Source organism: Peribacillus folii (assembly GCF_030271255.1).
Lineage (GTDB): Bacteria > Bacillota > Bacilli > Bacillales > DSM-1321 > Peribacillus.
This window is the reverse complement of record NZ_JASJOM010000003.1, coordinates 398755-422041: the sequence shown is the minus strand read 5'-3', so window position 1 is coordinate 422041 and position 23287 is coordinate 398755. Positions and strand designations below refer to the sequence as shown.

21 protein-coding genes are annotated in these 23287 nt (G+C 43.1%); 1 reads left to right on the top strand and 20 read right to left on the bottom strand.

The genetic code is table 11. The annotated features are described in order from the left end of the window. Positions 1-417: 417 nt before the first annotated feature. From QNI08_RS07080 to QNI08_RS06990, 19 genes are all read right to left on the bottom strand, one after another. Positions 418-1362, bottom strand: a complete 945-nt coding sequence (locus QNI08_RS07080; protein ID WP_285766708.1) for a DMT family transporter — start codon at positions 1360-1362, stop codon at positions 418-420. Positions 1363-2017: 655 nt separating this feature from the next. Beyond that, positions 2018-3043, bottom strand: a complete 1026-nt coding sequence (locus QNI08_RS07075) for an MBL fold metallo-hydrolase (protein ID WP_285766707.1) — start codon at positions 3041-3043, stop codon at positions 2018-2020. Between the two features lie 165 nt (positions 3044-3208). Beyond that, the gene (locus QNI08_RS07070) at positions 3209-4549 is read right to left on the bottom strand and encodes an MFS transporter (protein WP_285766706.1); all 1341 of its coding nucleotides are present in this window, start codon (positions 4547-4549) and stop codon (positions 3209-3211) included. 164 nt (positions 4550-4713) lie between these two features. Further along, positions 4714-5640, bottom strand: coding sequence for an alpha/beta hydrolase (locus QNI08_RS07065; RefSeq protein ID WP_285766705.1), 927 nt, complete (start codon positions 5638-5640; stop codon positions 4714-4716). A 120-nt stretch (positions 5641-5760) separates the two neighbouring features. After that, entirely contained in the window at positions 5761-6858 is a 1098-nt protein-coding gene (locus QNI08_RS07060; protein ID WP_285766704.1) for an FAD-dependent oxidoreductase, read from the bottom strand. After that, positions 6855-8195: an MFS transporter gene (locus QNI08_RS07055; protein ID WP_285766751.1), complete on the bottom strand. Its 1341-nt coding sequence runs from the start codon at positions 8193-8195 to the stop codon at positions 6855-6857. Before QNI08_RS07055 ends, QNI08_RS07060 begins: the two co-directional genes overlap by 4 nt. Before the next feature lie 220 nt (positions 8196-8415). After that, positions 8416-9162, bottom strand: coding sequence for a GntR family transcriptional regulator (locus QNI08_RS07050; RefSeq protein ID WP_285766703.1), 747 nt, complete (start codon positions 9160-9162; stop codon positions 8416-8418). Then, the gene (locus QNI08_RS07045) at positions 9159-9857 is read right to left on the bottom strand and encodes a 3-oxoacid CoA-transferase subunit B (protein WP_285766702.1); all 699 of its coding nucleotides are present in this window, start codon (positions 9855-9857) and stop codon (positions 9159-9161) included. The genes QNI08_RS07050 and QNI08_RS07045 overlap by 4 nt, the downstream gene beginning before the upstream one ends. Further along, entirely contained in the window at positions 9850-10545 is a 696-nt protein-coding gene (locus tag QNI08_RS07040; RefSeq protein WP_285766701.1) for a 3-oxoacid CoA-transferase subunit A, read from the bottom strand. The genes QNI08_RS07045 and QNI08_RS07040 overlap by 8 nt, the downstream gene beginning before the upstream one ends. A gap of 16 nt (positions 10546-10561) precedes the next feature. Beyond that, the gene (locus QNI08_RS07035) at positions 10562-11512 is read right to left on the bottom strand and encodes an MBL fold metallo-hydrolase (RefSeq protein ID WP_285766700.1); all 951 of its coding nucleotides are present in this window, start codon (positions 11510-11512) and stop codon (positions 10562-10564) included. Positions 11513-11582: 70 nt separating this feature from the next. Then, positions 11583-13313 carry a CocE/NonD family hydrolase gene (locus tag QNI08_RS07030; protein WP_285766699.1) on the bottom strand — a complete coding sequence of 577 codons (1731 nt, stop codon included), beginning with the start codon at positions 13311-13313 and terminating at the stop codon, positions 11583-11585. An 89-nt stretch (positions 13314-13402) separates the two neighbouring features. Beyond that, positions 13403-13822, bottom strand: coding sequence for a Zn-ribbon domain-containing OB-fold protein (locus QNI08_RS07025; protein WP_285766698.1), 420 nt, complete (start codon positions 13820-13822; stop codon positions 13403-13405). A 3-nt stretch (positions 13823-13825) separates the two neighbouring features. Then, a complete protein-coding gene (locus QNI08_RS07020; protein ID WP_285766697.1) occupies positions 13826-14989 on the bottom strand; it encodes a thiolase domain-containing protein in 1164 nt (387 codons plus the stop codon). A 60-nt stretch (positions 14990-15049) separates the two neighbouring features. Continuing rightward, positions 15050-16063 (bottom strand): phosphotriesterase family protein, encoded by a 1014-nt coding sequence (locus QNI08_RS07015; protein ID WP_285766696.1) that lies wholly within the window; start codon positions 16061-16063, stop codon positions 15050-15052. Positions 16064-16083: 20 nt separating this feature from the next. Next, positions 16084-17121 carry a phosphotriesterase family protein gene (locus tag QNI08_RS07010; protein WP_285766695.1) on the bottom strand — a complete coding sequence of 346 codons (1038 nt, stop codon included), beginning with the start codon at positions 17119-17121 and terminating at the stop codon, positions 16084-16086. Between the two features lie 610 nt (positions 17122-17731). Beyond that, a complete protein-coding gene (locus tag QNI08_RS07005; RefSeq protein ID WP_285766694.1) occupies positions 17732-18940 on the bottom strand; it encodes an FAD-dependent monooxygenase in 1209 nt (402 codons plus the stop codon). 110 nt (positions 18941-19050) lie between these two features. After that, positions 19051-20163, bottom strand: coding sequence for a cupin domain-containing protein (locus tag QNI08_RS07000; protein ID WP_285766693.1), 1113 nt, complete (start codon positions 20161-20163; stop codon positions 19051-19053). A 31-nt stretch (positions 20164-20194) separates the two neighbouring features. Beyond that, entirely contained in the window at positions 20195-20686 is a 492-nt protein-coding gene (locus QNI08_RS06995; protein WP_285766692.1) for a DinB family protein, read from the bottom strand. A 2-nt stretch (positions 20687-20688) separates the two neighbouring features. After that, a complete protein-coding gene (locus tag QNI08_RS06990; RefSeq protein WP_285766691.1) occupies positions 20689-21636 on the bottom strand; it encodes a fumarylacetoacetate hydrolase family protein in 948 nt (315 codons plus the stop codon). Between the two features lie 280 nt (positions 21637-21916). Here QNI08_RS06990 and QNI08_RS06985 point away from each other — a divergent pair, with 280 nt between their 5' ends. Beyond that, positions 21917-22675 (top strand): IclR family transcriptional regulator, encoded by a 759-nt coding sequence (locus QNI08_RS06985; protein ID WP_285766690.1) that lies wholly within the window; start codon positions 21917-21919, stop codon positions 22673-22675. A gap of 142 nt (positions 22676-22817) precedes the next feature. On the opposite strand, the gene QNI08_RS06980 is transcribed toward QNI08_RS06985, so the two are convergent. Continuing rightward, on the bottom strand, positions 22818-23237 hold the full coding sequence (locus QNI08_RS06980; RefSeq protein WP_285766750.1) for an acyl-CoA thioesterase: 420 nt from the start codon (positions 23235-23237) through the stop codon (positions 22818-22820). Positions 23238-23287: the final 50 nt, after the last annotated feature.

The window sequence follows — 23287 nt, the reverse complement described above, 5'->3', positions numbered from 1 at the left end:
TTACAAACCGCTATTACGGAATTAACTTCCATGTCCTCTTTTTACCTTCACTTCCCTCCCTTGTGAATCTCCCAAAGTTAATGGCAGGCTTTCCACCTATTTAATTAGCGAAGGTGATACCTAATAATCAAAGCATAAGAGCAGAAATGGCCCAGGCATGATTCATAAAACTTGAAATGCTGAACCTATAGTTGTGTGGGGAAGGCAATCAGATGGAAACCATGCAAAAAAACCCGGCTTCCATTGGTCGAGCACTTTATTAAAACTATGTATTATCAATTGCCCCCTCGCAAAATAAGGGTACAATTGCTGCCATTTTAGGTGTATGGAGGTCCTCCATCGGCAGTTTTTAATATCAAGTAGTAATTGTTTCCGGTATTTCTCATCCGTCCGCAGGCAGCTAGTTGTATTTAACATCTATTCTTTTGCACTGCCAGAAACGAGAATGGAACCTATCAATACTATTGCTGCGCCTATAACGAATTGTAAGCTGACAGGGGTGCCTATAAAGAGGATTTCGGTAACGATCGCCCAAAAAACATAGGTATTGTTGAGCGATTGTCCTCTGGCAGCACCTATTAAATTGATTGACATGTAGTATAAAGAATAATTAGCAGATCCCAATAAACCTGCCACGGCTATTACCCATACGATCTTAGAGGACACCGCTTCAAGAACGAGAGGATAGCCATGGATAAATGACACAATAAATAGCCCATAACATAAAGCAGAGGTCATCTGCCTTATATTAATCGCATACAACGGAACGACATCGTCCCCTTTCATTCCCCAAGCACCTATCACCCCTTCGAGTCCCCAAAATACAGCGGCTCCTAATGAAAATAATATTCCAATGAAAAAGTGACTATCCATGTCCAATCTTGATGGCATATAGGCCAATATGATTACTCCGGAGATACTCATTATTATCCCAAGCCAAGTTCTCCCGTTCATTTTTTCCTTCAAAAAAGTAAAAGCAAGCACCGCGCCTATGCCAGGAAATATAGAAGAAATGCTCGCGGCATAAGTTACTCCCACATATTGAATGCCCAAAAAATAAAAGGTCATTGCCAAAGGTCCGCCAGATAAAGCTCCTATAACTAAAATTGCACCGCTTTTCGTTTTAAGTAACTTCAATACACTAATAAACTCACCTTTTATGATCATAAGTAAGGTAACCCATAACGCCGAGAAAAGATCATGCATGAATGCTGCTATAATTGGTGCAAGCAATATCGACTGTTTAAAAGGTGTACTTGCGATTATAATGCCGATGATCACCGTATCTACACCCCAAGCAACAGCAGAAGTTGCCCCTAGGCCCATACCAATTCTCGCTTGTTTATTACTTTTCACATTCATTAGCACAACCTCTTTTTCAGTAATTCATTTCACCTGAATCCAGCAAAAGGAGTAATTAGCTTTGTTCTTTGATTCTTGGAATGATTCACTCGATTATCGACCGGATTACATTTACTCCTAAATATATCTTTGATGGTTTTACGATTGCTTAGGCAAACCACTTGATTATGTTCTTGTTAATTAGCACTTATTCGCACTCCAATGCTCGGCTATTCATGTATAGTTAATGTGACCATCTGGAATAGAGTTTATTCGTCTTCATGCAGCGCAAAAAGAACTCGAACACAGCTGATAAAGATTCATAAAGTCAACGGGAGAAATGATGGAACTGTGCATATCAGGGTGCCGCATTGAACGAACTGCATGGGAGGTCTGTGATCATGAACCTTCACTTGCAAAATTATATCCCCTTTACAAATGATTTTTTAACCTTTCAAGTCCTTTGCTTTTAAACAACAAAAAAAGACGACAGCTTATTCCATAATGAAACAAACCATCACCTTTTTATCCATTCTCGATTATTATTCGAATAATTATCCTTATGAAAATGAAGTAACTAGCTAGTATGCTTCCAATAAAACAGAAGAATATAGATATCATTCAGATAATCGCTGTTATCAGAAGCAGCGCATTACCAACACGGATTTGTGCCTCATTAATAATACTGCCAAATTCCATTTTCCATTTCTTTATGAATTTCCCCTTGTAATTCCAGATAATCAAGGTAACCAATAATTTCAGAGATGATATTGAAAAACTGCTTTTCGTATCTTTCATTAAAACGGAATCGGGCAATGTCATGTCCAGTTGAAATCCCTGATTTGATGATGTCCAAGTAAATATTGGCTTTCTTATCCAACTCTATTATTCTTTCTTTTATAATATCTACAGGATTTTGCAAGATATCACCGTGACCTGAAAAGATGACCTCTACATCCAATGATAAGCACTTTTCCAATGAACGCTTTTGCTGAATCAAGGAATTTGTACGCACCCCATCTAGATTTGGTTCTATGAAGGCATTGCTGGCCATATGTGCAATTAATAAATCCCCTGAAAATAACCATTTACAATTCCTATTATAGAAGGCGATCTGGTCGGGAGCATGTCCAGGAATATCCAAAATATCAAAGTCAAAAAACAGGTCTTGAGCCACTTTAATATCACATTCGATTTTTTTATCTTCTGTTAGAAGAATTGGATTATGTAAATCGACTACTTGTCGATCACCGAATTTTCCGCACCCCATTTGTCGGTACAGATTTCTGAAAAATTCTTTCCTCCGTTTCATGTATTCGCTGTCTCTTTTCAGTATAGGGATGGCACGAGGATGTGCGTATACGGGAATGGGATTGGCACACACAATTCTGTTAACCAGGCCAATATGGTCTGTGTGATGATGGGTTAGTAATATCGCTGAAATATCAATCAATTTATAATGATTTTCCTCTAGAATTTTTTGCAGGGACCGCCAGCAGTCTTCGGTGTCCATCCCAGCATCAATCAATATCAAGGAATCCTTATATCTTACTAAGTAAAAGTTGATACTCTTCAGCTTATTACAAAATGGAACAATTATCGGAAATACTTCCATAGTGGTTTTTTTATACAATACTTCTCCCTCCAGGATACCGTTATCCTTAAAGCGCTTCCAAATACCAGCCTTTTTAATCAAACGCAAGCTTTGCGGAAATCCCAATCACAAATCATACGAAAGGAAGGCAAGAAGAATGTCTTAAGCTGGATCTTCCGCCTCCGATGTTCAACACTTTCACTTTATATAAATAATTAGGAATTTTTCACTCGGATGAAATCTTGAAACGACAATCAACGTTCACCATTGATTTTATATGGCACTTTCCATCTCCTTGTTGCTCCGAACCTTTACTGGCGCCGATTCTTTAAGAAATAGTGAGAAAACAAAAGCAAGAAGCCCGCCTCCAGCACTGATCCAAAGCGGTGCTGTAAGGCCCCAAGCATCGGCGGCCATCCCACTATACAAAGGGCTAAGGACGCCTCCGACAATTTCCGTTGCTGCAAGTATAAACCCAATCGTAGCAGCGGCATATTGGATTGGAACCGTTTCTGCCGGAATTGTAGTCGTAAACATGGTTAAATTTCCAATCCCAGAAACAAAAACGAAAATCAGCACGGATAGTGCTACTACGTTGTCAACGTACATTAGTGTAAGCGGTACGAATAAGGTTAGGACCCCAAATATTAGAGATGTCGGTTTTCGTCCCACACGATCTGAAATGGCTGGAACGATAAATCCCCAGACTGCATTTCCGGCACCAAAGGCTGCCATTACCATACTCATAGTACTTAGAGACAATTGTTTCACTTGAATCAGATATAGAGGTGCATAAATGGAGAAGGGTAGAAGGAATACCCAAAAACTACAAGAAACGATGACACATAGCCAAATATTCCGATCTTTGATTATTTGTTTAATGCTTACTTTTTCTTTCGGAATTGCGGGAGAATTGGATGTATCATAATTTTTCTTAGGATTTTTCACGACCTTCAAAATGAAAAGGGCAATAACCAGACCCGGTAGGATCGTTAAATAAAATGCGGTCCGCCAATCAGTTGCATTTGCCAATGCAACAATGACCAGAGGTGCCAAGAATCCCCCAAAAACACCATATGAAGTCCCAGCCGTAAAGCCTAGGTTGAACCCTCTGCGCTCAGGGGTAGATTCCACTGATAATATAGATGAAGAAATTGGGATTATTGGTCCTTCAGCAATACCCATAATCAAACGTAAAACAATCAGGATGGCAAAAGACGCCGCTAGTCCATGTGCCAATGATAAGAAGGAAAACAACAGGACCATTGAGACCAAGACAGCTACTTTACTTTTGACCCTGTCGGAAATATACCCCAAGATTGGACCCGAAAGGGCCCATGTAATCGCTAATGCTGAAGAGAGCATTCCGATTTGAGTATTTGTCAGGCTAAAATCTTCTTGCATGAATGGAATAAGATAATTAATAGCCAATCGATCAAAAAATACAAACCCGATAGAGAAGAAAAAGATTGCGGTTAATTTATTCTCATAGCTCCAAAACTTTCTTTTTTCCATTAATAAACACACCCTTCCTGACAAACATCTATTATTAAAGCGATAAGTTATTAGGGAATTGAGCTGAATTACTAATCCGTTAGGGTGCACAGCCGTCATTTTTAATTCCTGCTATAAAGCCCAGAGAATATTCCAGTAGATTCAATATAAAGGAAGGGCTTTCACAACAATGAAAGTTTATGATGCGAAAGCACTTCTTTGGTAAAGTCTGTTTAACGATCGTTGGTACCTTCGGTTTCAAGTTGCGATATTTTTCAAAATTCTTACTTGGAATTTAAAAATTGAGCTGTCCGTTTATACACGTCTTTATATTCATCTAAGTGCGTGAATCTGCCTAAAAAACCATGAGTGGCACCTTCATACCTTTTCGTTTCTACATGTACACCACATTTTTTTAATTTCTCGGCAAATAGCTCCCCTTCATCGCGGAATGGATCATATTCTGCAGTGATGACCAGTGCATTCGGAAGATCATCTAAATTATCTGCTCGTATGGGTGATACATACGGATGATTAACATCTGCATTCCCCATCAGATAAAAGGAATTGAGTTCTGCTAGTCGCTCACTTTCCACGAAATACCCTTGACCATTTTCAACTAGGGAGGGATACCGGAATTCACTGAAGTCAAGATCTAAAGATGGATAATACAACACTTGCTTAGTAACGGTGAAATCCTTCTTGTCACGGGCCTTCAGAGAAACCGCAGCAACCAAATTCCCGCCAGAGCTATCCCCCGCAAGAGCCAGGTTCTGACTGTCCCATTTCAATTCATCCATGTGTTCCGTTGCCCATTTTGTGACATGATAACAATCCTCTAAAGCAGCAGGAAAGGGATATTCTGGGGCCAGTCGATAATCCACGGATATGACTTTATAGCCGGACTCCATACATATCGATCGAACGATTTCATCATGGCTTTCTAAATTCCCTGAGAAAAATGCTCCTCCATGAAAGTAGATTAACAATGAATAAGATTCGCTTTTATACGGCGTGTAAATTCTTATCGGAATAGTGGTTACCGAAGTAGGAATCGACACCTCTTCAACAGAATAGACTTGCTCACGTTTTTCAACAGGTAGAATGGGTGTATTGAACGCTTTTCTATGTTCTTCCGGATTGATCTTATGGTTGGCATCGGATTCCGGAATCATATCCAATATTTTTTTTATTTCGGGATGTACAGGCAAATCTGAGACCCCCTTTAAGTAATGTTTGAATATTCAGTTAATTAAGTTCATCATCTATATTTATTCTAGCTGTTCATCACAGACATTCGCTTCGAATTAGGATGGACAATACCTTGACTTTTAGAAATGCGCTTTTTCCGGGAATGCTGTCTCCGCTTCATCAGTTGGAAACAGACGGGATAAATTCTGGTATAGCTTCGTAATTGGTTTACGTTGCTCTTCGTAATTTTGTAATGCTTCTTCAGCTGTTTCAGCTTTAGCAATCGCTTCTGCTAATGCATCCGCGTCTTGGATGGCCATGTTCGCCCCTTGTCCCTGATTGTGCAGCATGGCGTGAGCAGCATCACCTATCAATGTTACACATTTGGTGCTCCACTTATCCATTGGTTCAATGTCACATAACGGACGAGTTACGATATCTTCCAATTTAATATTTTCAATGATTTTTTGAATGGTAGGGCCAAAGCCTTTAACACTCTCCATGATTAGTTCCTTCGTCATTTCCGGACGCCATGCGAACTTACCCGGAACTGTAATATCAACAGAGACTTGCTTTCGGCGCTCTAGTGGCAATAAATAAACTGAATTCTTACCATCAACATAAATACGCAAGATGTTTTCTTCCGAAGACATGCCAAGTACTGCATCATTAGAAATCAAGGCACGGTGTGCTAGATATCCAGAAAATATTGGATCATGTTGGCCCAATACTTGTGCACGAATGGGGGAACGGATCCCATCCGCCGCGACGACGATATCCGCTTCAATTGTTTTGCCATTGGCAAATTTCACTTCCGCATATTCACCGTGATCAATCACTTCCGTTAAACGGTGGTTTAAATGAAGTTGATTCGCTGGAATATGAGCAATTAACGTATCCAATAAATCTGCACGATGAATCAACCGGGCATATGCCTCTGATTTATCATCCGTTAAAACCGGCCATGCTTCTTTAATGAATACTTGGTCATCTCCGGCTATGATTTCCATGAAGTCACTTCGTGAAGTTAATTGTTCTATGTCCTCATATAAACCCCATTTTTTGAAGCAATTCACGGTCGGCGGACGGATACCAATCCCCGCACCAACCTCTCCCAGAGCTGGTGCCTGCTCATATACATCCGCCCGAATTCCCTTAGCTTTTAATGCTACGGCAGCTGAAGAACCACCAATGCCGCCTCCGATTATGGCAATCCTCAATTCTGATTTAGTTTTCATAAATATTCCCCTCCCAAGCCATTTCTTTTATTCTTTTTTTTGTAAGAAGCATAATTTATAGGAACAAATGAAAATGCAATAGCCGCAATAATGCCTGGAATCGCAAATGAAATGAAATTCATTTGAACTGATAAATCAAGAGATAAAAGGATACCCCCAAATGTTGGGCCAATGATTCCCCCGATCCTACCAATTCCAGAAGCAAGGCCCACGGCTGTTGATCGCATTAATGGAGGATAATAGTGAGAAACAAAGGAGTATGATATGTTTTGAGCCCCCATTGTACATGCGCCAGTAATCGCCACCAGCACATATAATATAAACATGTTATTTTTAAAACCGAGAAGCATCAAGCAAATGGAAGCCATTACAAACATCGGAACGATTACTTTTCTAACTCCATATTTATCTGCTAGACTACCAAGGATTAGCGTTCCGATGATGGCCCCGATATTCAATACAATCATAAAGCTTAAAGAGGAAGTTAGAGCATAACCGGCACTGAACATCAAATTAGGCAGCCAAATAGTTAATCCATTAATCATTAACAAACACATGAAGAATGCAATCCAGATCATCACCGTCCCTAATGCCCGACCATCTTTAAACAACCCAATGACCGGGGAGCCGGAACCTTTTCGATTGCTTGTGACTTCAAATTGGAAATCGGCGATAAGTAAGGACTTGTTATTCACCTTTGAAAGAACTGAACGGAGCTCGTCCACTCGCCCTTTCATCAGGAGTATTGCTGGTGAATCATGAAAATGCTTGACCATGAACGGAATAAGTATAAGGGGAATTGCCGCTACCAAAAATACACTTTTCCACCCTATTAGAGGCATAACGTATATTCCAATCAGGGCGGCAAAAATACCGCCTATTGAAAAGCAGCACATCACGATCGAGACCAACATGTTATGCTTGTTTTTCGGTGTATATTCCGTCAATAAGGCGATCACATTCGGCAAGACACCGCCTATGCCCACTCCGGCAACAAACCTGAAAACAGAAAACACAGTTGGGCCGTTTGCAAATGCACAGAAAACCGTAAAGATGCTAAATAGGAACACACATAAGATAAGGATATTTTTCCTTCCAAAATTATCAGCCAAAATGCCGAAGATGATAGCTCCCAGCATCATCCCAAGGAATCCGTAACTGCCAATGGCTCCTGCTTGTACAGGCGATAGCTTCCATTCCTCCATCAGGACAGGCAAGACGGAGCTATATATAACTAGATCGAACATATCAAAAGTAATGATCAAGCAGCAGCCTATCAATATCCTAAAATGAAAACGGTTAAATTCCGCTTCATTCACAATGTCGGTAATGTTCATTCGAGACACCCCAGATCCCCCTGTCGTAAAAAGTACAGGCTAATGATTTGACATCATGTTTATCCTATTATGAAACAGTGACAAACTCCAAAACTCCCCATTGAAATCATGGAGCTTGTCCTCAGCCATGATGGCAATTTGCCTTTAAAGATGTTTTCCAACATCATGGGCCGTATGATGTTGGATACCTTCCTGACTTTTCAGCAAACTATTGTGTCGCTTAACGGTTTACGGTGAAAGAAAACTTATAATCGTCCGCTATATGAACTGCCCTTCTCCACCCGATGAGGCGATCATTTCTGGAATACAGCTTCGTCTCTATAATGAGAGCTGGGTCGCCGCTGTTGATGCCGAGAATCTCCGCCTCCATAGCATTCGCACCTGACGCGCAGATCAGGTGGTCACCACGGGAAATGAAAATCCCCTGTTCTCTCTCAAGAAGCACGAAAACACTTTCAGCTTCCTCAAGTTCCTGTGCATTTGGCAGGAAGTCCTCCGAGACGGCAAGGTAGGTTTGAGTCCATACTAGCGGCTTCCCTTTAAGCAAGATTAATCGAGATGTTCTCAAAACATTATCACTCGGCTCGAGTCCAAGGATTGCGCACAGTTTCTCAGTAGGCAACACACGATCCACACTTAATATTTTTGAAGTGCATTCCAATCCTTGATCGCGAAGGAAACTAACCAATCCCCCTAACTCCAGTCCTTGAGGACGAACAGGAAGTGCCTGAACAGGGAAGGTGCCTTTCGCCCGCTCCCGGTACACGTAACCCTCATTGGCCAATTCCTTCAGTGCTTGGCGTACAGGAGCCCGGCTCACATGAAAACGTTGGACAAGCTCTTGCTCGGTGCTGAACGGACGCCCTGTCACTCCTTCTGCAGCCTGAAGCTCTTTAATGAGGATTTCCTTGATTTGTTTATAAATGGGCACAGATGAACTACGATCAATCGTATATTTTTTTATCATTTCTTTACCTCCAAAGTCTCTGCTTTTACATGACTTGATGCACGGATCTTGAGGGGAGCGGCCGTACAGTCCTGGACATAATCGAACGTAACGCCTGGGGCGAGTTCATGAACGAAAAGACCATCCTTCGTCACGTCGATCACCGCCAGGTTTGTATAAATGCGGTTTACACAGCGCGGAGCCGTCAGTGGATACGAACATTCCTCAACGATTTTTGGCACGCCCTTACTCATATGCTGCATACAAAGGAAGACACGCTTACTGCCAACAGTCAAATCCATCGCACCGCCAACACGCCCCAAGGGTGCGTCAGGTAATTTCCAACTGGCAAGATCACCATGCATCGACACTTGGAATGCCCCAAGCACGGCTGCATCAAGGTGTCCTCCGCGTATCATGGCAAAAGATTCTGATTGTGAGAAAAAGCTGCCGCCAGGTTTTAATGTAATTGGTTCCTTGCCGGCATTCACTAAATCCATGTCTTCTTCACCTGGTTCTGGCTTTGGACCCAGCCCCAGAAGTCCATTCTCGCTATGGAGGATGATTTCACGACCTTCCGGGATCACATCAGCCACAAGGGTCGGCAGCCCGATGCCAAGGTTTACGAACCATCCATCTTCCAAGTCCAATGCTACTCGGGATGCCAGTTCGAGCTTGGTCCAACCAATCTCCCGCTTGTGCTTGTCTTCACTCATTCACTAAAACCCTCCTATCGCATTTTGCTTCCAGTTTAACTAATCGATGCACGTATACGCTTGGAGTTACGATTGTCTCTGGATCGATTTCCCCAACTTCCACGATTTCATCTACCTCAGCGATTGTAATTTGTGCAGCCGTCGCCATTACCGGATTGAAGTTGCGCTGTGTTTTATGGTAAACAAGATTTCCCCAGCGATCTGCCCGTTGTGCCTTTATAAAAGCGTAGTCACCTTTTATTGCATGTTCCAAGAGATGCAGCCCCTCTTTGAACATACGCGTTTCCTTGCCTTCCCCTAGTTCGGTGTGCGCTGCCGTCGGGGTATAAAAAGCAGGGACGCCTGCTCCGCCAGCACGGATACGCTCCGCCAATGTACCTTGAGGAACTATTTCCAGTTTGATGCTTCCATTCTTGATTCGCTGAATCAATTCGTTGGCGTGGGGGCCGACAGGGAAAGAGCAAATGATCTTGCGGACTTGGTCATTGCTGATAAGGGCCGCAACGCCATCACGAACTGCGCCAATATTATTGGATACGACAGTCAAATCCTTTGCCCCTTGCTTTGTAAGGGCTCCAACAAGGTGTGATGGCAGCCCACTTCCGCCAAATCCGCCCACAAGCAGGGTTGCTCCATCTTGCAAATCAGCAATAGCTTTTGCTGCGCTTTCATATTTCTTTTGGATCATCCCCGTTTTCCTCCTTTCATGTATTATGGGTACCAATCAGTTCTTCTTCATATCCATTCAGTGTAACAAAGAAAGCACAAGGCAGGTGACTTGGATTGCCTGTATAATTCAATTCAGCTGCAATTGATCGGAAGGGCCCATACATCCCAATATCGTTATTGGTTGGGGCACTTCCGTTCACATGCCGACGGACAGCATGAGCTAACTTCGCGTCCATCTCAAGACTCTCTTTAAGAACCGCGGTAACCTCGTCTCCGACAATTTGCTGACTGAGAACCTTTCCCTTACCGTCAAGGAAGTGATGACCTAAGTAAAGTCGTTTCGGGCGGACCTCCTCAAGAAGATGCCGTATGCTTTGTCGATATAAAGCGGGGTGTTCAATCGTAGGAATCCCACTCTGTGCCCCTCCATATATTTGCACAGCATCAGCTGCAAATGCCCATCCCAAGCCATCAAGCACGTAAGTCACAGATCCGATTGAGTGTCCTGGTGTTTCCACTACCGTGATCGATACGTCTCCGCCAAGTGAAATCATATCGGCATCAACTACCTCTACCGTTGGTTCCAAATTCCCGCCGATATCATTCATTAGAATCGCCGCATGCTTCTCCTGGATTTCAGGGTCCAGGTATTTTCCTTGAAGACGATTATAATCAGTGATATGTTTTGTCCGATCTCGCAGTAAATAGGCTTCCTTTTTTGAAATGACAACTTTTGCACGGCCACCAGTTTTCTCCCATACCTTGCTAGCACCTCCTAAATGGTCAACATGGCCGTGGGTTAGGAGTATCCAGCGGATATCGTCGATTCTAAAGCCATGCTCAGCAAGGACTGTTTCGATTTCACAGGAAGCCGAAGAGGCAATGCCGGTATCGATAAGTGCTGGCTCGGGTGCGTCGAGATAATAGACATAAGCAGAGGTCGGTCCAAATTTACATTCGATCGGAATGATGCGTACCAAATCCATGTTGATCACTCCTCTATTGAATTTATAATCACGTCCCTTTCATGCTAAGAACGGGTCGCAGCCGAAGGATTCACTTTTTTGCTTTCCCATATACAACATCAGTAGGGTTGTTCAAAACATTGAACTCCTTTGGAATGACTGGCAACACTAAACGGGAATGATGATCTTTATCTCGATAGATTTTATGCATTGTTGCACGGCCACTAGGTAAATGATAGCTATCCGGGGGCAACATCTTGGCATCCTCTCCATCCAGCCGTTCGTTACATGCAAGTTCCAATTCAATTCGATGACCAGATTTAATCAAGAAGGAGAATGGATATAAACGGATCGCGTACTCGATGATTTCACCTGGCGTTACTTGTACCGCCCGGTCATGCGGGTGCCATGGCTCGCCAAATTTCGTTTTTTCAACATCCAATTCCCGATGGGATGCTTTCAAATAGCCAGAAGTCATCAAGGTACGTGTTCCGCTTGGGTTTACATCATAAAGCTTTGCGATAAGGTTCGTATCATCCGTATCGATTTCAACATGTACATATAAGGCACCTGTTCCTGTCATTTCAACAGGTTCGAGGAATCTATCACTTGTCCATTTAATTTTCTCAGATGTTGTCGTTACCGTTAATGGCGCTTGATAGAACCCATCCGGATGGGCATATTCAGAATCCAATGGCTCAGGATTATCACTAATTTTGTGACGTGGACGTAAGAAGAACTCTTTCTTCTCTTCAAATGGCAATGGCCAGTGGTCTTCACCGCGCCATTTATTAGAGCCTTCTACTGAAAACTGAACTGCCGGCTCCTCCATAATACCTGTATCGATTCCTTTTAACCAGTAATCATACCACCGGAACATTTCGTCGTGGCATTCGTGGAAGGGCCGCTCCAGCATTGGGGGCAGTGCCTGAATATCGAGCTTTTTTATGCCAGATACTTGTTCGAAGCATTCGATTGTACCTTCGACGTTCCAGCCCCGGCCCCATTTCGCTTGAAAGTAAGTGGGAATCGTTATTTTATGGGCGACTTCTATAGCAGAATCCGCTTTCCAGAACTCGCCATCAAGTGGATTTAATAAATAATCCATCCATAGTTCATGACGATCTTGATAATGAAGCAGGTGAACAAAATCAGACCAATGTGCGATATCAGGATCACGTAAACGATCTTGCGTTTTTTGTTTAAGCTCTTCCTTAGTGAATATTTTTGAGCTCTTGCTCGCTACATTGGTGAATGCATTACCGCTATCACCACCGCGCCCTTCACGAGAGGCACGCGGCATTAACCACATAATCCCTCCGTGATAGCAAAGTTCATAAAGGTCGAAGTGCCCTCCATTCGCAAAGATTGCCTTTAAGTGCGGAGGGTGTTCGGCTGCACCTAATATTTGCACCGATGCAAAGTACGAAATACCGATCATACCGATGTTGCCGTCGCACCAGTCTTGCTCTGCCAACCATTCAACGAGGTCGTAAATGTCTTTGCCATCGCCATGACCGCCAGAGTTATAGTTCCCGCACATCTGACCTTCCGAGGCACCTGTACCACGTACGTCGGCAATGATATGGGCATACCCTCGTGATACCACTTCACGAATATCACCCGCTTCAATCGCTCCGTTCCAAAGATGACTTGGGCGAGCTTGTGGAGGCAAAGTTAAAGCTTGTGCTTGCAATTCTTTGCCGTATGGACTAAGCGCAAGCAATGCTGGTACTTTACCCGTTCCTTCAGGACGGTATATATCTGCGGCGATATGCAAGCCGTCACGCATAAGAATGCGTGCATCCTTAGTGATGATCATCTTAATTCACTCCTCTCCTGAATCCTTCCGAATATGTTATGAATCTTGATATGAAAATCATTGCTGAATAACCTAAGTATGAAAGTCTACTAGCTATTTTCAGTCATAGAGGGAGTGAAGCACGGTACACACGGACCAGGGTTATTTTGATTGCCACTTTGCATGAATGCCACTTTCACTCGTTGATCAATGTGAAGTTCGTCCCAATCACAGTCGATAATATTCGTCATCATCCTAGGACCTTCATCTAGCGTGACGAAGGCGATCACATATGGGCTCCCTTTTCGCATAACACTATATGTGTATATTGTCCCCGTTCCTTTCGCTTCTTTCCATGTCGTTTTTTCACTTTTGCAAAACGGGCATAGCACACGTGGATAATGATGATATTCACCACAAGATTCACAGTGTTTAATGATTAATTTACCTTCTGCAGCTGCCTTCCAATATTCTTCATGTTCTGGATGGGTTTCAGGTATTGCCATTATTCTGGATTCATTGGCTGCCATAAGCTACACCCTTTCCAAGATCAATGTTGCACTGCCATGTCGACTTGCGAGGCCGCCACCAGTACCATGAACCAGTGCAAGATCACAATTGTTCACCTGGACCTTTGGATGTGACTCTCCACGGAGTTGCCGCACAGCCTCTATCAGTTTAATCATGCCGCCTCGGCCCGAAGGATGGTTGTTATTCAGCCCGCCGCCATCTGTATTGATGGGAAGTTTGCCAACACCAGAAATCAGGTTTCCATCGGCAACGAATTTTCCGCCTTCGCCCTTTTTGCAGAAACCTAAATCCTCAAGCTGCATCAACACCGTGATTGTAAAGCTATCATAGATTGATGCATACTTAATATCTTGTGAATTTACCCCGGCTTCGGCAAAAGCTGATGCCCCCGACCGTACTGCACCACTATAAGTAAGATCAGCCTTGCCTCCCAAAAGCCCCTTGGATGATTCTCCTGCACCTAACACCCTGATAAGGGGACGATTGAGGCTTTTGGCAATTTCAGGGCTTACGACAATAATAGCACCGCCGCCATCACTGACCACACAGCAATCCAAACGATGCAATGGATCGGCAATCATGGGGGAAGAGAGCACATCTTCTACGGTTACTACATCACGCAGCATCGCATTTGGGTTATGCTTGGCATGATGGGAAGCTGCAACTTTTACCCATGCAAGCTGTTCACTTGTTGTACCATATTCGTGCATATGACGCATGGTAGCCATTGCATACTCATTTACAGCTGTCGGACCATAAGTTAGTTCAAAAGGTGCTTCAGGGACATTTGCTCCGACAATCTTTTGTTTTACACCGCTTCTTCCTTCTGAGCGGGGACGGCCCCCCATCGTGATCAAGGCAACATTGCATTTTCCAGATATTATCGCCTGGGCGGCATGTGAAACGTGCGCAATATATGAAGAACCCCCTGTATCTGTCCCATCTGCATGCCGGACATCAAGGCCTAGGTAATCGACCATGGAGTGGACGCCTCCAGGTGCGTCACCCGCACAGAAATAGCCATCGACATCTGCAAATGAGAGTCCAGCGTCAGCCAATGCGCCTTTGGCACATTCAGCATGTATGGCTGAAACCGACTTATCAGGGGCTTTACGCATTGGATGTTCGAATGCTCCCGCGATATAGGCCCTTCCTTTTATAGTCATCTTTGCTCCCCCCCTGTTAGTCTAGTTAAATCACATGTTCAGCTCTCAATAATAATCGCGTCAGCTTTTGATAATAGGAACACATCCAATATCGTTATTTGATAACGGATTTGCTTTCAAACTAGGTTCTTGCATGGTAAGGAAATTTGCAGGAGTACGTACTAATAATTGTTCAAATACATCTTCAGCGACACCGGCTTTCCGAAGGTCGGGGATGAATTCTTCAAACAAGTAGTTTACAGAGTGTCCCTTTAACCCTGGCCAGCCTAGTGCACAGCAGTTAGCATCGGCTGAAATCACAGCCCGTTCAAGAAAGCCTTTTTCGAGGAAAGAAAGAAAATGCTTAACACGGTCTTGACGGGGACGTGACCAATATGGCGCATTTTCCATCTCCTTGTCGTAACCAATCGTGTCGAAACCTACATATCCGCCTCGGCTTGCGATCATTTTATCACGCTCTTCATCGGCATCTTGACCAACATCTGCATGGCCCATTAGTACACGATTTAGAGGCAACCCTTCGGATTCAAAAATGTCAATCGCCAGTTCCGGTTCTGTTGATAAGTGTGTAATGATTGGGACACCTGTTTTCACTGCAGCACGTGCAGCTGCCCGATAGATGCGTTGATCCAGTTCACTTAAGCCTTCTCGGCTGACGCCTACTTTAACAGCGCCAGCTTTTGCGCTTGTACCATCGATCCCCACCGTGATTTCATGTATGAATAAGTTTGTCAAATACTCAACTGTTTTGTTACGGAAATAGGGCAACGCTGAATCCCCTGCTACAAAACCTGTAACGGCCACGATATTGACGCCAGTTCTGCGAGAAAGCACCTGGAAATATTCGATGTCACGCCCATTTCCGATGCCTGTACAATCAACGAATGTTTTACCGTCATGTTCACGAAAGCGCCGCAACTTTTGAATGGTAACGTCAAATGCTTCTTCAGGCTTTTTCCACCACTGAGTATCCAAGTCACATCCAGGAAGACCAAAACCAATATGTTCATGCATTGCAGTGATTCCTAGATCTTCTGACGCGATCGGACCTAAAACCGTATTTACCTTCCCCATAACAGATTCCCTCCTCGCATTTATTTTTGCTTTGATCCCGCGGCAGTTTCCCTTTTGACAGTTGCGGGGGCATCAACAGCCAGTACACGCTGCGGATTTTCTTCTAACAATATACGGATTTCTTCATTCAATACTCCTGCTTGAAGCAGGATCGGAACGAATTGTACTAGTAGGTAATTGAAGTCAATATCCTTTGTTTCATGACCTTTTGCACAGCCAACGGCATTCGTTGAAATCAAGACACGTTCACCTAGGCCTTTTTCGAATAGTTCTGCAATTAACCGAGCACGCTCCCTATCATCTATATAGCCTTCTCGTGTAGACCAGCCAACATGGTCTAAAGCAACATACGCACCACGTTCCGCCACAGCAAACGCTTCTTTACGTTTAACTGCATCCAAACGGTCAAGTCCCCCGATGATGACGCGGTGCGGTTCAATGCCTTCGCTTAATACCATTTCCAAATCTTTCAGGGCATTTGCACCATATTGCAAGGATACCGGCACTCCTGTTGCCATACCAGTTTGTGCACAGCCGCGGAAAAGATTCTCTTCAATTTGGACAATCCCACTTTGAGTTGCAATTGATGTCACGATCCCTGCCGGACCTGATCGTTCCACACGCGGAACGACAATTCCTTCCATCACCTCTTTTATGAACAAACCAGCAAATTGTTCAGCTGGCCAAGGTGTTGGCGGATGAGTTTGCGGGGTAGTGAAATATCCACTTAGCATCCGTTCTGGCCCTAAGCCTGTTGAAGCTATGATATGTACCCCTGTCGTCTTGGAAAGCGTTTCATAAAGCTTGACGTCACGGCCATGGAACATCCCGCGATGATCTACAATCGTATTTCCGCCACTCCGACGGAATCCCGTTAATTTACGATGTAAGATATCAAAAATCTTACTCTTGTCCATATCAATTTCCGGAGCATATTCCGCTCCGGGCATAACAGAAAGAAGTGATTCATGAATAAGCACAACGCCTAGTTCTTGAGCTGGCACCAATCCCAGTACCGTCCGAACCAAGCCCGAACGATGTTCTACATGTTCTACCATTGTTAAACCTCCTTTATTTCATAAAAGGTGCTGTGTAACTGGAGAAGACCATTTTGTAAAAAATCCAGATTCTTTCCGTTCTAAAGATTCATAGAAACAAAGACTTTCATTTACAACAATAATGGAAATCAATGCTTCCTTTTCTCTGGAAACCCAAATGGAACCGCTTTCTTTCCCATAAAATAAAAACATCTCTCAACTTCTTAATATCATATTATAATATTGTTATACCAAAGTCAAACAACAATCTTAATTTTCTGAATAAAAAGAATAAAACTATAAAATGACGGTTATAGGTGATTAAAATAAAATACTATTGTAAAAAAATTCATTTAGGGAGAATGAGATATACATCAAACGGGGAGAACGCCTTTGTCCATAATGTTTCATTTGAATATTGGTCAGCGTAATATTTTCATACCACTTACTATTTCATTATATTAATTTAATCTTCTTTCTACTTTCAAGAAAAGGTCGGCTTATATCCCTTTTTCAGTCGTACCAAATAGGAAGTATGATTTGATAACCAGCAAAAAAGCCTTTTTTCCAAAAGGAAAAAAGGCAAAATTCTTTGTAAAATGTCTAACTTCCCAATCTCAAAAGAGACAAATCAAATAATGCGTTCACGAGCCTGTTTATTATATCCGTGGAATTCATCAATGAATTTGAAATCCTTATCCGTACGACTTGTTAAGAGGGTATCCCGGAGAAGAATGCCCGCGTCGGTCGTATTGTGGATGATTTCCCCCCACATTCTTGCACTGTTCTGAACATTTGCCGTGCGAGGAATGCGTTCTTCTTGATATTCCATGAATGCTTGTTCAATGTCCTGACCATGCTTGTGAAGCATATCCGTCAAATAAGCGGCATCCTCTAAAGCCTGGCAGGCCCCTTGCGCCAAGTATTGAAGCATCGGATGAGCAGCATCCCCCATAAGCGTAATCCTGCCATTTGTCCAATTATCAATGGGCAGGCGGTCATACATCGGCCAGCGTCGTTGACGTTGAATGAATGAAATTGCATTTTGGACAAGCTCGCAAGTACCTGCAAAAACACGATCCATTTCATCCGGTGTTCCCCAGTGATTGGTTTGTTCATTTTCTTTTGTGTATTGAGAGCTTTTGAAGACCACTACTTGATTGTACAGTTCTCCCCTTCTAACCGGATATTGAACAAGATGAAGATTTGGCCCGATCCACATATACACATCATCCAAATCTCCATGGCTTGTTACCTCATCCATCGGAATCGCTCCTCTATACGCCACATATTGCGAGCAGACCGGTTGATCTTCCACAAAAAGCTTGCGCGCATTCGACCATAAACCATCAGCACCGATTACGGCCGTTCCTGAATGTTGGGAGCCATCTGATGCAATAACGGCAACTTCACCCTCGCTTTCCACTGCTTCAATGATGGTTTGGTTGGTTACCAACTCGATGAATGGATTGCTTTCACAGGCTTCTGCCAGTACTTTATGCAGATCGGAACGATGCAAAACAACATATGGCGCTCCATATCTTTCTTTATAAACATCACCTAAATCCAAGGCAGAAAGCTCCTTGCCCGAGAAAGCATCCATCAGAACCAACCTTTTCGGAAATACTGCAATTTCGTTAATTTTATCCATCACTCCCAGCCGCTGCAACACATTGGTTGCGTTCGAAGCCAGTTGAATTCCTGCACCGATTTCTCCAAATTCAGGCGCCTGTTCCAAAACTTTTACATATTGTTTCGTTTCTGCAATACCTAGAGCCGTTGCCAGCCCGCCGATTCCACCGCCGATAACGATGAATGGTTTGTTTTCTCTGTTCATCATTCATTCCCCCTTAATTAGCTGAATTAACATAAGATGCTGCACCGCTTAACGGTAAACGCTTTCATTCGACCTCTTGCCCAAGGACTGGATTCCCTTCCTCTAGACTGGTTTTATACCAGCACAGGTTTAAATTCACGTTCAACCTTTTGGTACCCATTATTACTTTCAAATGCCTGTTGCTGTTCCAAGTCGAATCTCTCCATGATTGGAAGATCATTGACCGAGAATAGGTAGGAATCCACTTCTGCAACGTGCTCATGCCAAGCCCAATTCGGAACGACGAAATAATCTCCCTTAGACCAATCGAAACGGACGCCATTAATGACTGTATATCCAGTACCTTGATGTACTTGATAGATAGTGGAATGAGTATGGCGATGGGCTTTCGTATGAAAGCCCTGCGGTAGCTTTTGCATCCAGGCCCCCATTGTAGGGTTGGCGGTTTGCCCATTTGAAGGGTTGATATATTCAACGGCAAAACCTTCATATGGGTCTGGATCGAAATTCATCAATCCTTCAATCGCAGAATTGGTGCCTTCCCACTTGTAATTGGCAAGTGGAGCCACTTGTGAATAACGATCGGATACAGGGCGGACCATTCCGCCATGATAACGCAGTTCTGAAAAATTATCCGGACGTATAGGTGTTTCAATTCGATCAGGATATGGTTCAAAAAAAGTGCCGCCTATGGAATAAATGGTCGGGATATCAAGGGCATCCATCCAAATCATCGGTTTATCTCCAATATGTCCATGACCATGCCATAAATTTTTAGGTGTAATCAAGAAATCTCCCTCTTCCATGAAGATCCTTTCCCCCTGGACGATGGTGTAGGCACCCTCCCCGTTCGTTATGAAACGGAGGGCACTTTGGGAATGTCGGTGGGAAGGAGCCACTTCACCAGGCAGTAATAATTGAACTGCTGCATAAAGCGTTTGTGTGGTTGAAGCCCATCCCCATGGCTTGCGATAAGTTAAGCCTGGGTTTTGGAAATAGATGGCCCTTCGCTCCCCGCCGCGATCGGGTGTAAAGATTTCAGCGGCTTCCAACAATTTTTTTGTCAATAACTCCTCTTTCCATAAATAAGCCTCGGCATGAGGTTTGGGCTCATGGTCCATCAGAGCGGGAATGGCTTCCCACAGAGGGCCTAGATTGTACTGCTGGATATCCTTAGTAAAATCTTTTACGATTGCACTATTCATGTATTCTAGTTTTTCAGCCACACTAATCCCTACCTTCTATTATTATCTATCCTCATTTAATTTTTGAAAGATTTCGCTTGATCTGTCCATAGTGCCCTGAAATGTGTTCATCGATGAAGTGATCAATGATATAAGAAACGGGTTTATTTCCGAATTTAGCAAAGTTCCGGTGTGGAGATTCTTTAGATAGCGTTTCTTCATCTAATTTCCCGAGCACGTTCTCCACTTTATCTTTAAGTTCCTTCACTTGAGTTATAACCTTGTCCACAGAAAGCCGTTCCGTATCGGTGACGGCTGCCAATCGGACGGGATCCTGCATTCCGCGGCCCCATTTGGAACCTGGCATCGCCACTACCGCTTGCACTTCACCTAACCAATAAGGAATGGCTTCCGTTAAATGGGAAAGTATCTGCATAATTGACCATTCATCTTCTGTCGGGTTAAAACGGACCGTTTCTTCCGGTAGGTTTTCGGTTGTCTCCAGAATATGATCTAATGATAGCTGAATTGATTCAATCGATTTTTCAATGTCTTGAAAAGCCATGATCAATCCCCCTCCCCGGCACGACTCACACGGTTTTCAAGATAGCCTATTTTGTCGATTTCAATTTTGACTACATCACCATCTTTTAAGAATGCTTGAGGATCACGGGCAACCCCTACCCCGCCCGGTGTTCCTGTTAGAACAATATCTCCAGGTTCAAGAGTCATCAAGTTTGATAGGAATTCGACTAAATATTTCACGTCGAATACGAAGTTGGCTGTGTTCGTTTTTTGTCGTTCTTCACCATTGACTGTCAATCGAACATTTAAACCCGATGGATCGGGCAGTTCACCGGAAGTGACTAACCAAGGCCCCATCGGAGCACTTCCTTCAACGGTTTTTCCTTGAAGCCATTCAAGCGTGCGGCGTTGGATATCACGATAGGTAACATCATTGGCAATCGTATAACCCGCTACATAATCAAGTGCTTCCTCTTGCGTAACATTTCGTGCCCTTTGTCCGACGACAAAAGCGAATTCCGCTTCATAATCCAGCTGTTCAGAAATGGGGAAGAACGGAATGTCATCCTGGGGACCGATCACCGTATTGGCGAACTTTGCAAAAACCACTGGGTATGGCGGCATTTCACGTCCCATCTCAGCGATGTGTTCACGGTAGTTATGACCGACGCAAATGATCTTCCCTGGATTTTGGACAGGAGCCTCAAGTTTGATCTTTTCAACCGCATGGATCAACTTATGCCTGAAAGAGCCACGATTATGGATTGCATAATCCGCAGCCTTTTCGGCGATGGAAAGACTTTCATTCCCGCCCTGTAAAAACGCTTCCATTGTTGCAGGAACATAAGCTTCGGCAATTTGTTCACTCCGAAGTTTTCCTTCGCTCTCGAGCAGGGCTTGATAGGCGTAGTTCAAATCAACTATTTCGTTATTCGGATAAAGGGCTCCAATACGTTTAAATCCCTCATTGCTGAAAGTTACTAATTTCATTTTGCCTTCTCCTTTGCGTCTTTAATTTTCATTTATTATACAAATAGATAACTTAGTTCACTATTTATATAAATAATAACTTATTTTTCAGAAAACTGTCAAGAATTATCGCCAACATTTTAATAAAATGGTATCATCTACCCCATAATGGGTCTTTTTGTTCCAACTGGGGAATTTACGGAATGCGATGCCTTTATAGCTTTTGCTGGCTACAATCATTAAATATTTTAGGATTCTGATATACTAGTCTTAAAATCAAAACTGGGCAGGAGATTAACTCATGGAAATCGTAAAATCTGGTTCGACGATTCAATCATTGCAAATAGGAATGAGCATTATAGACTTGCTTGCTTCCCAAAGAAAACCTCTAAGATTCTCGGATATTCAGGAATCGACGGAAATAACGAAAAGTAACCTCTATAAGTATTTAAATACGTTGACGCAACTCGAGCTGCTATATCGTGATAAGGCAACAGGTATGTATCACCTTGGCAGCAAACTGATTCAATATGGCATGGCAGCCATAGGGAATGAGGACATCACAAGCCGAATAACTCCATATTTACAGGAAATCAGTCACCATACCTCCTGCACAGTCCTTTTCTCTGTTTGGACTTACGATGGACCTACAACGGCCAAAATATGGAATTCCAATCAAAATCTGAATATCGGTGCCCAGCTAGGTACGCGTTTACCTCCTTCCTCTTCGTCCGGGAAAGTATTCACTGTATTCCAGGATCCTTCCTTGACAGCGGATTGGATTGAAAAAGATCGCAATGTTACTGGGGATTTTCTTAGAGAAACGGAGGAGTATCATGAAATTCACAAAAACAAAATCGCATTTGCCAAGGAGCCTCTTGTACCCTCCGTTTCCTCCATATCCATTCCGGTTTTCAATTACAATGCAGAATTATTGGGCGCAATCACTGCCGTTGGATTCACTGAAAGCATTCCTGATCATTACGAAGATCCTTTGACTCATTATTTAAGAAAGAGTTGTTTGGAAATCTCGAAAGTCTTTGGATATTCCGGAGCATAGAAAAAGCAGGTAAAGGAAACCGCTTTTTCTTTTATCCTTCTTTTTGTTACACCAAAATAAAAGGATGTCCATAGGTCATGTTGGACATCCTTTTATTTCACCCTTTTCTATATATAATCAATCAAAAAATCCGCCGGATACTTCATCCTTTTACCGCCTTGGGATTTGCTTGCATCATTTTTCCCCTTACCTCACACGGAATTGGGTAAGCCTTTGGCTTTTCTTTAAATGATGTCCATGCTCGAATCTCGAATCCTTCCGCTACCAGTTTTTCATCCTTGAAGAATTTATGATTTATTTTAAAAACTTTTTGGTGTAATTCCACGACTGTACTGCGAACGGTCACACGATCTTCAAAAAATAGCGGACTCTTAAACTGGCAACTCGCTTCGAGCAGCGGAACATTGACTTGTTGTTCAGCGTACAAAGTTGAAGTTGGATACCCTATCGCAGATAGAAACTCATGTGTTGATTCATCCATCCATTTATAAAAGTTGGGATAAAATACAATTCCTGCTGCATCCGTATCTCCCCACCTTACTCGGAACGGGTATTCTGCGATCATTTTCTAACAACCTCCTCTTTTATGAATCACCATATTTCTGGTGTAGT

Excerpts from the sequence above, each read along its gene's own strand:
- QNI08_RS07080 (WP_285766708.1), bottom strand. The coding sequence starts at position 1,362 with ATGAATGTGAAAAGTAATAAACAAGCGAGAATTGGTATGGGCCTAGGG.
- QNI08_RS07070 (WP_285766706.1), bottom strand. The coding sequence starts at position 4,549 with ATGACGGCTGTGCACCCTAACGGATTAGTAATTCAGCTCAATTCCCTA.
- QNI08_RS07060 (WP_285766704.1), bottom strand. The coding sequence starts at position 6,858 with ATGAAAACTAAATCAGAATTGAGGATTGCCATAATCGGAGGCGGCATT.
- QNI08_RS07055 (WP_285766751.1), bottom strand. The coding sequence starts at position 8,195 with ATGAACATTACCGACATTGTGAATGAAGCGGAATTTAACCGTTTTCAT.
- QNI08_RS07050 (WP_285766703.1), bottom strand. The coding sequence starts at position 9,162 with ATGATAAAAAAATATACGATTGATCGTAGTTCATCTGTGCCCATTTAT.
- QNI08_RS07045 (WP_285766702.1), bottom strand. The coding sequence starts at position 9,857 with ATGAGTGAAGACAAGCACAAGCGGGAGATTGGTTGGACCAAGCTCGAA.
- QNI08_RS07040 (WP_285766701.1), bottom strand. The coding sequence starts at position 10,545 with ATGATCCAAAAGAAATATGAAAGCGCAGCAAAAGCTATTGCTGATTTG.
- QNI08_RS07035 (WP_285766700.1), bottom strand. The coding sequence starts at position 11,512 with ATGGATTTGGTACGCATCATTCCGATCGAATGTAAATTTGGACCGACC.
- QNI08_RS07030 (WP_285766699.1), bottom strand. The coding sequence starts at position 13,313 with ATGATCATCACTAAGGATGCACGCATTCTTATGCGTGACGGCTTGCAT.
- QNI08_RS07025 (WP_285766698.1), bottom strand. The coding sequence starts at position 13,822 with ATGGCAGCCAATGAATCCAGAATAATGGCAATACCTGAAACCCATCCA.
- QNI08_RS07020 (WP_285766697.1), bottom strand. The coding sequence starts at position 14,989 with ATGACTATAAAAGGAAGGGCCTATATCGCGGGAGCATTCGAACATCCA.
- QNI08_RS07015 (WP_285766696.1), bottom strand. The coding sequence starts at position 16,063 with ATGGGGAAGGTAAATACGGTTTTAGGTCCGATCGCGTCAGAAGATCTA.
- QNI08_RS07010 (WP_285766695.1), bottom strand. The coding sequence starts at position 17,121 with ATGGTAGAACATGTAGAACATCGTTCGGGCTTGGTTCGGACGGTACTG.
- QNI08_RS07005 (WP_285766694.1), bottom strand. The coding sequence starts at position 18,940 with ATGATGAACAGAGAAAACAAACCATTCATCGTTATCGGCGGTGGAATC.
- QNI08_RS06995 (WP_285766692.1), bottom strand. The coding sequence starts at position 20,686 with ATGGCTTTTCAAGACATTGAAAAATCGATTGAATCAATTCAGCTATCA.
- QNI08_RS06990 (WP_285766691.1), bottom strand. The coding sequence starts at position 21,636 with ATGAAATTAGTAACTTTCAGCAATGAGGGATTTAAACGTATTGGAGCC.
- QNI08_RS06985 (WP_285766690.1), top strand. The coding sequence starts at position 21,917 with ATGGAAATCGTAAAATCTGGTTCGACGATTCAATCATTGCAAATAGGA.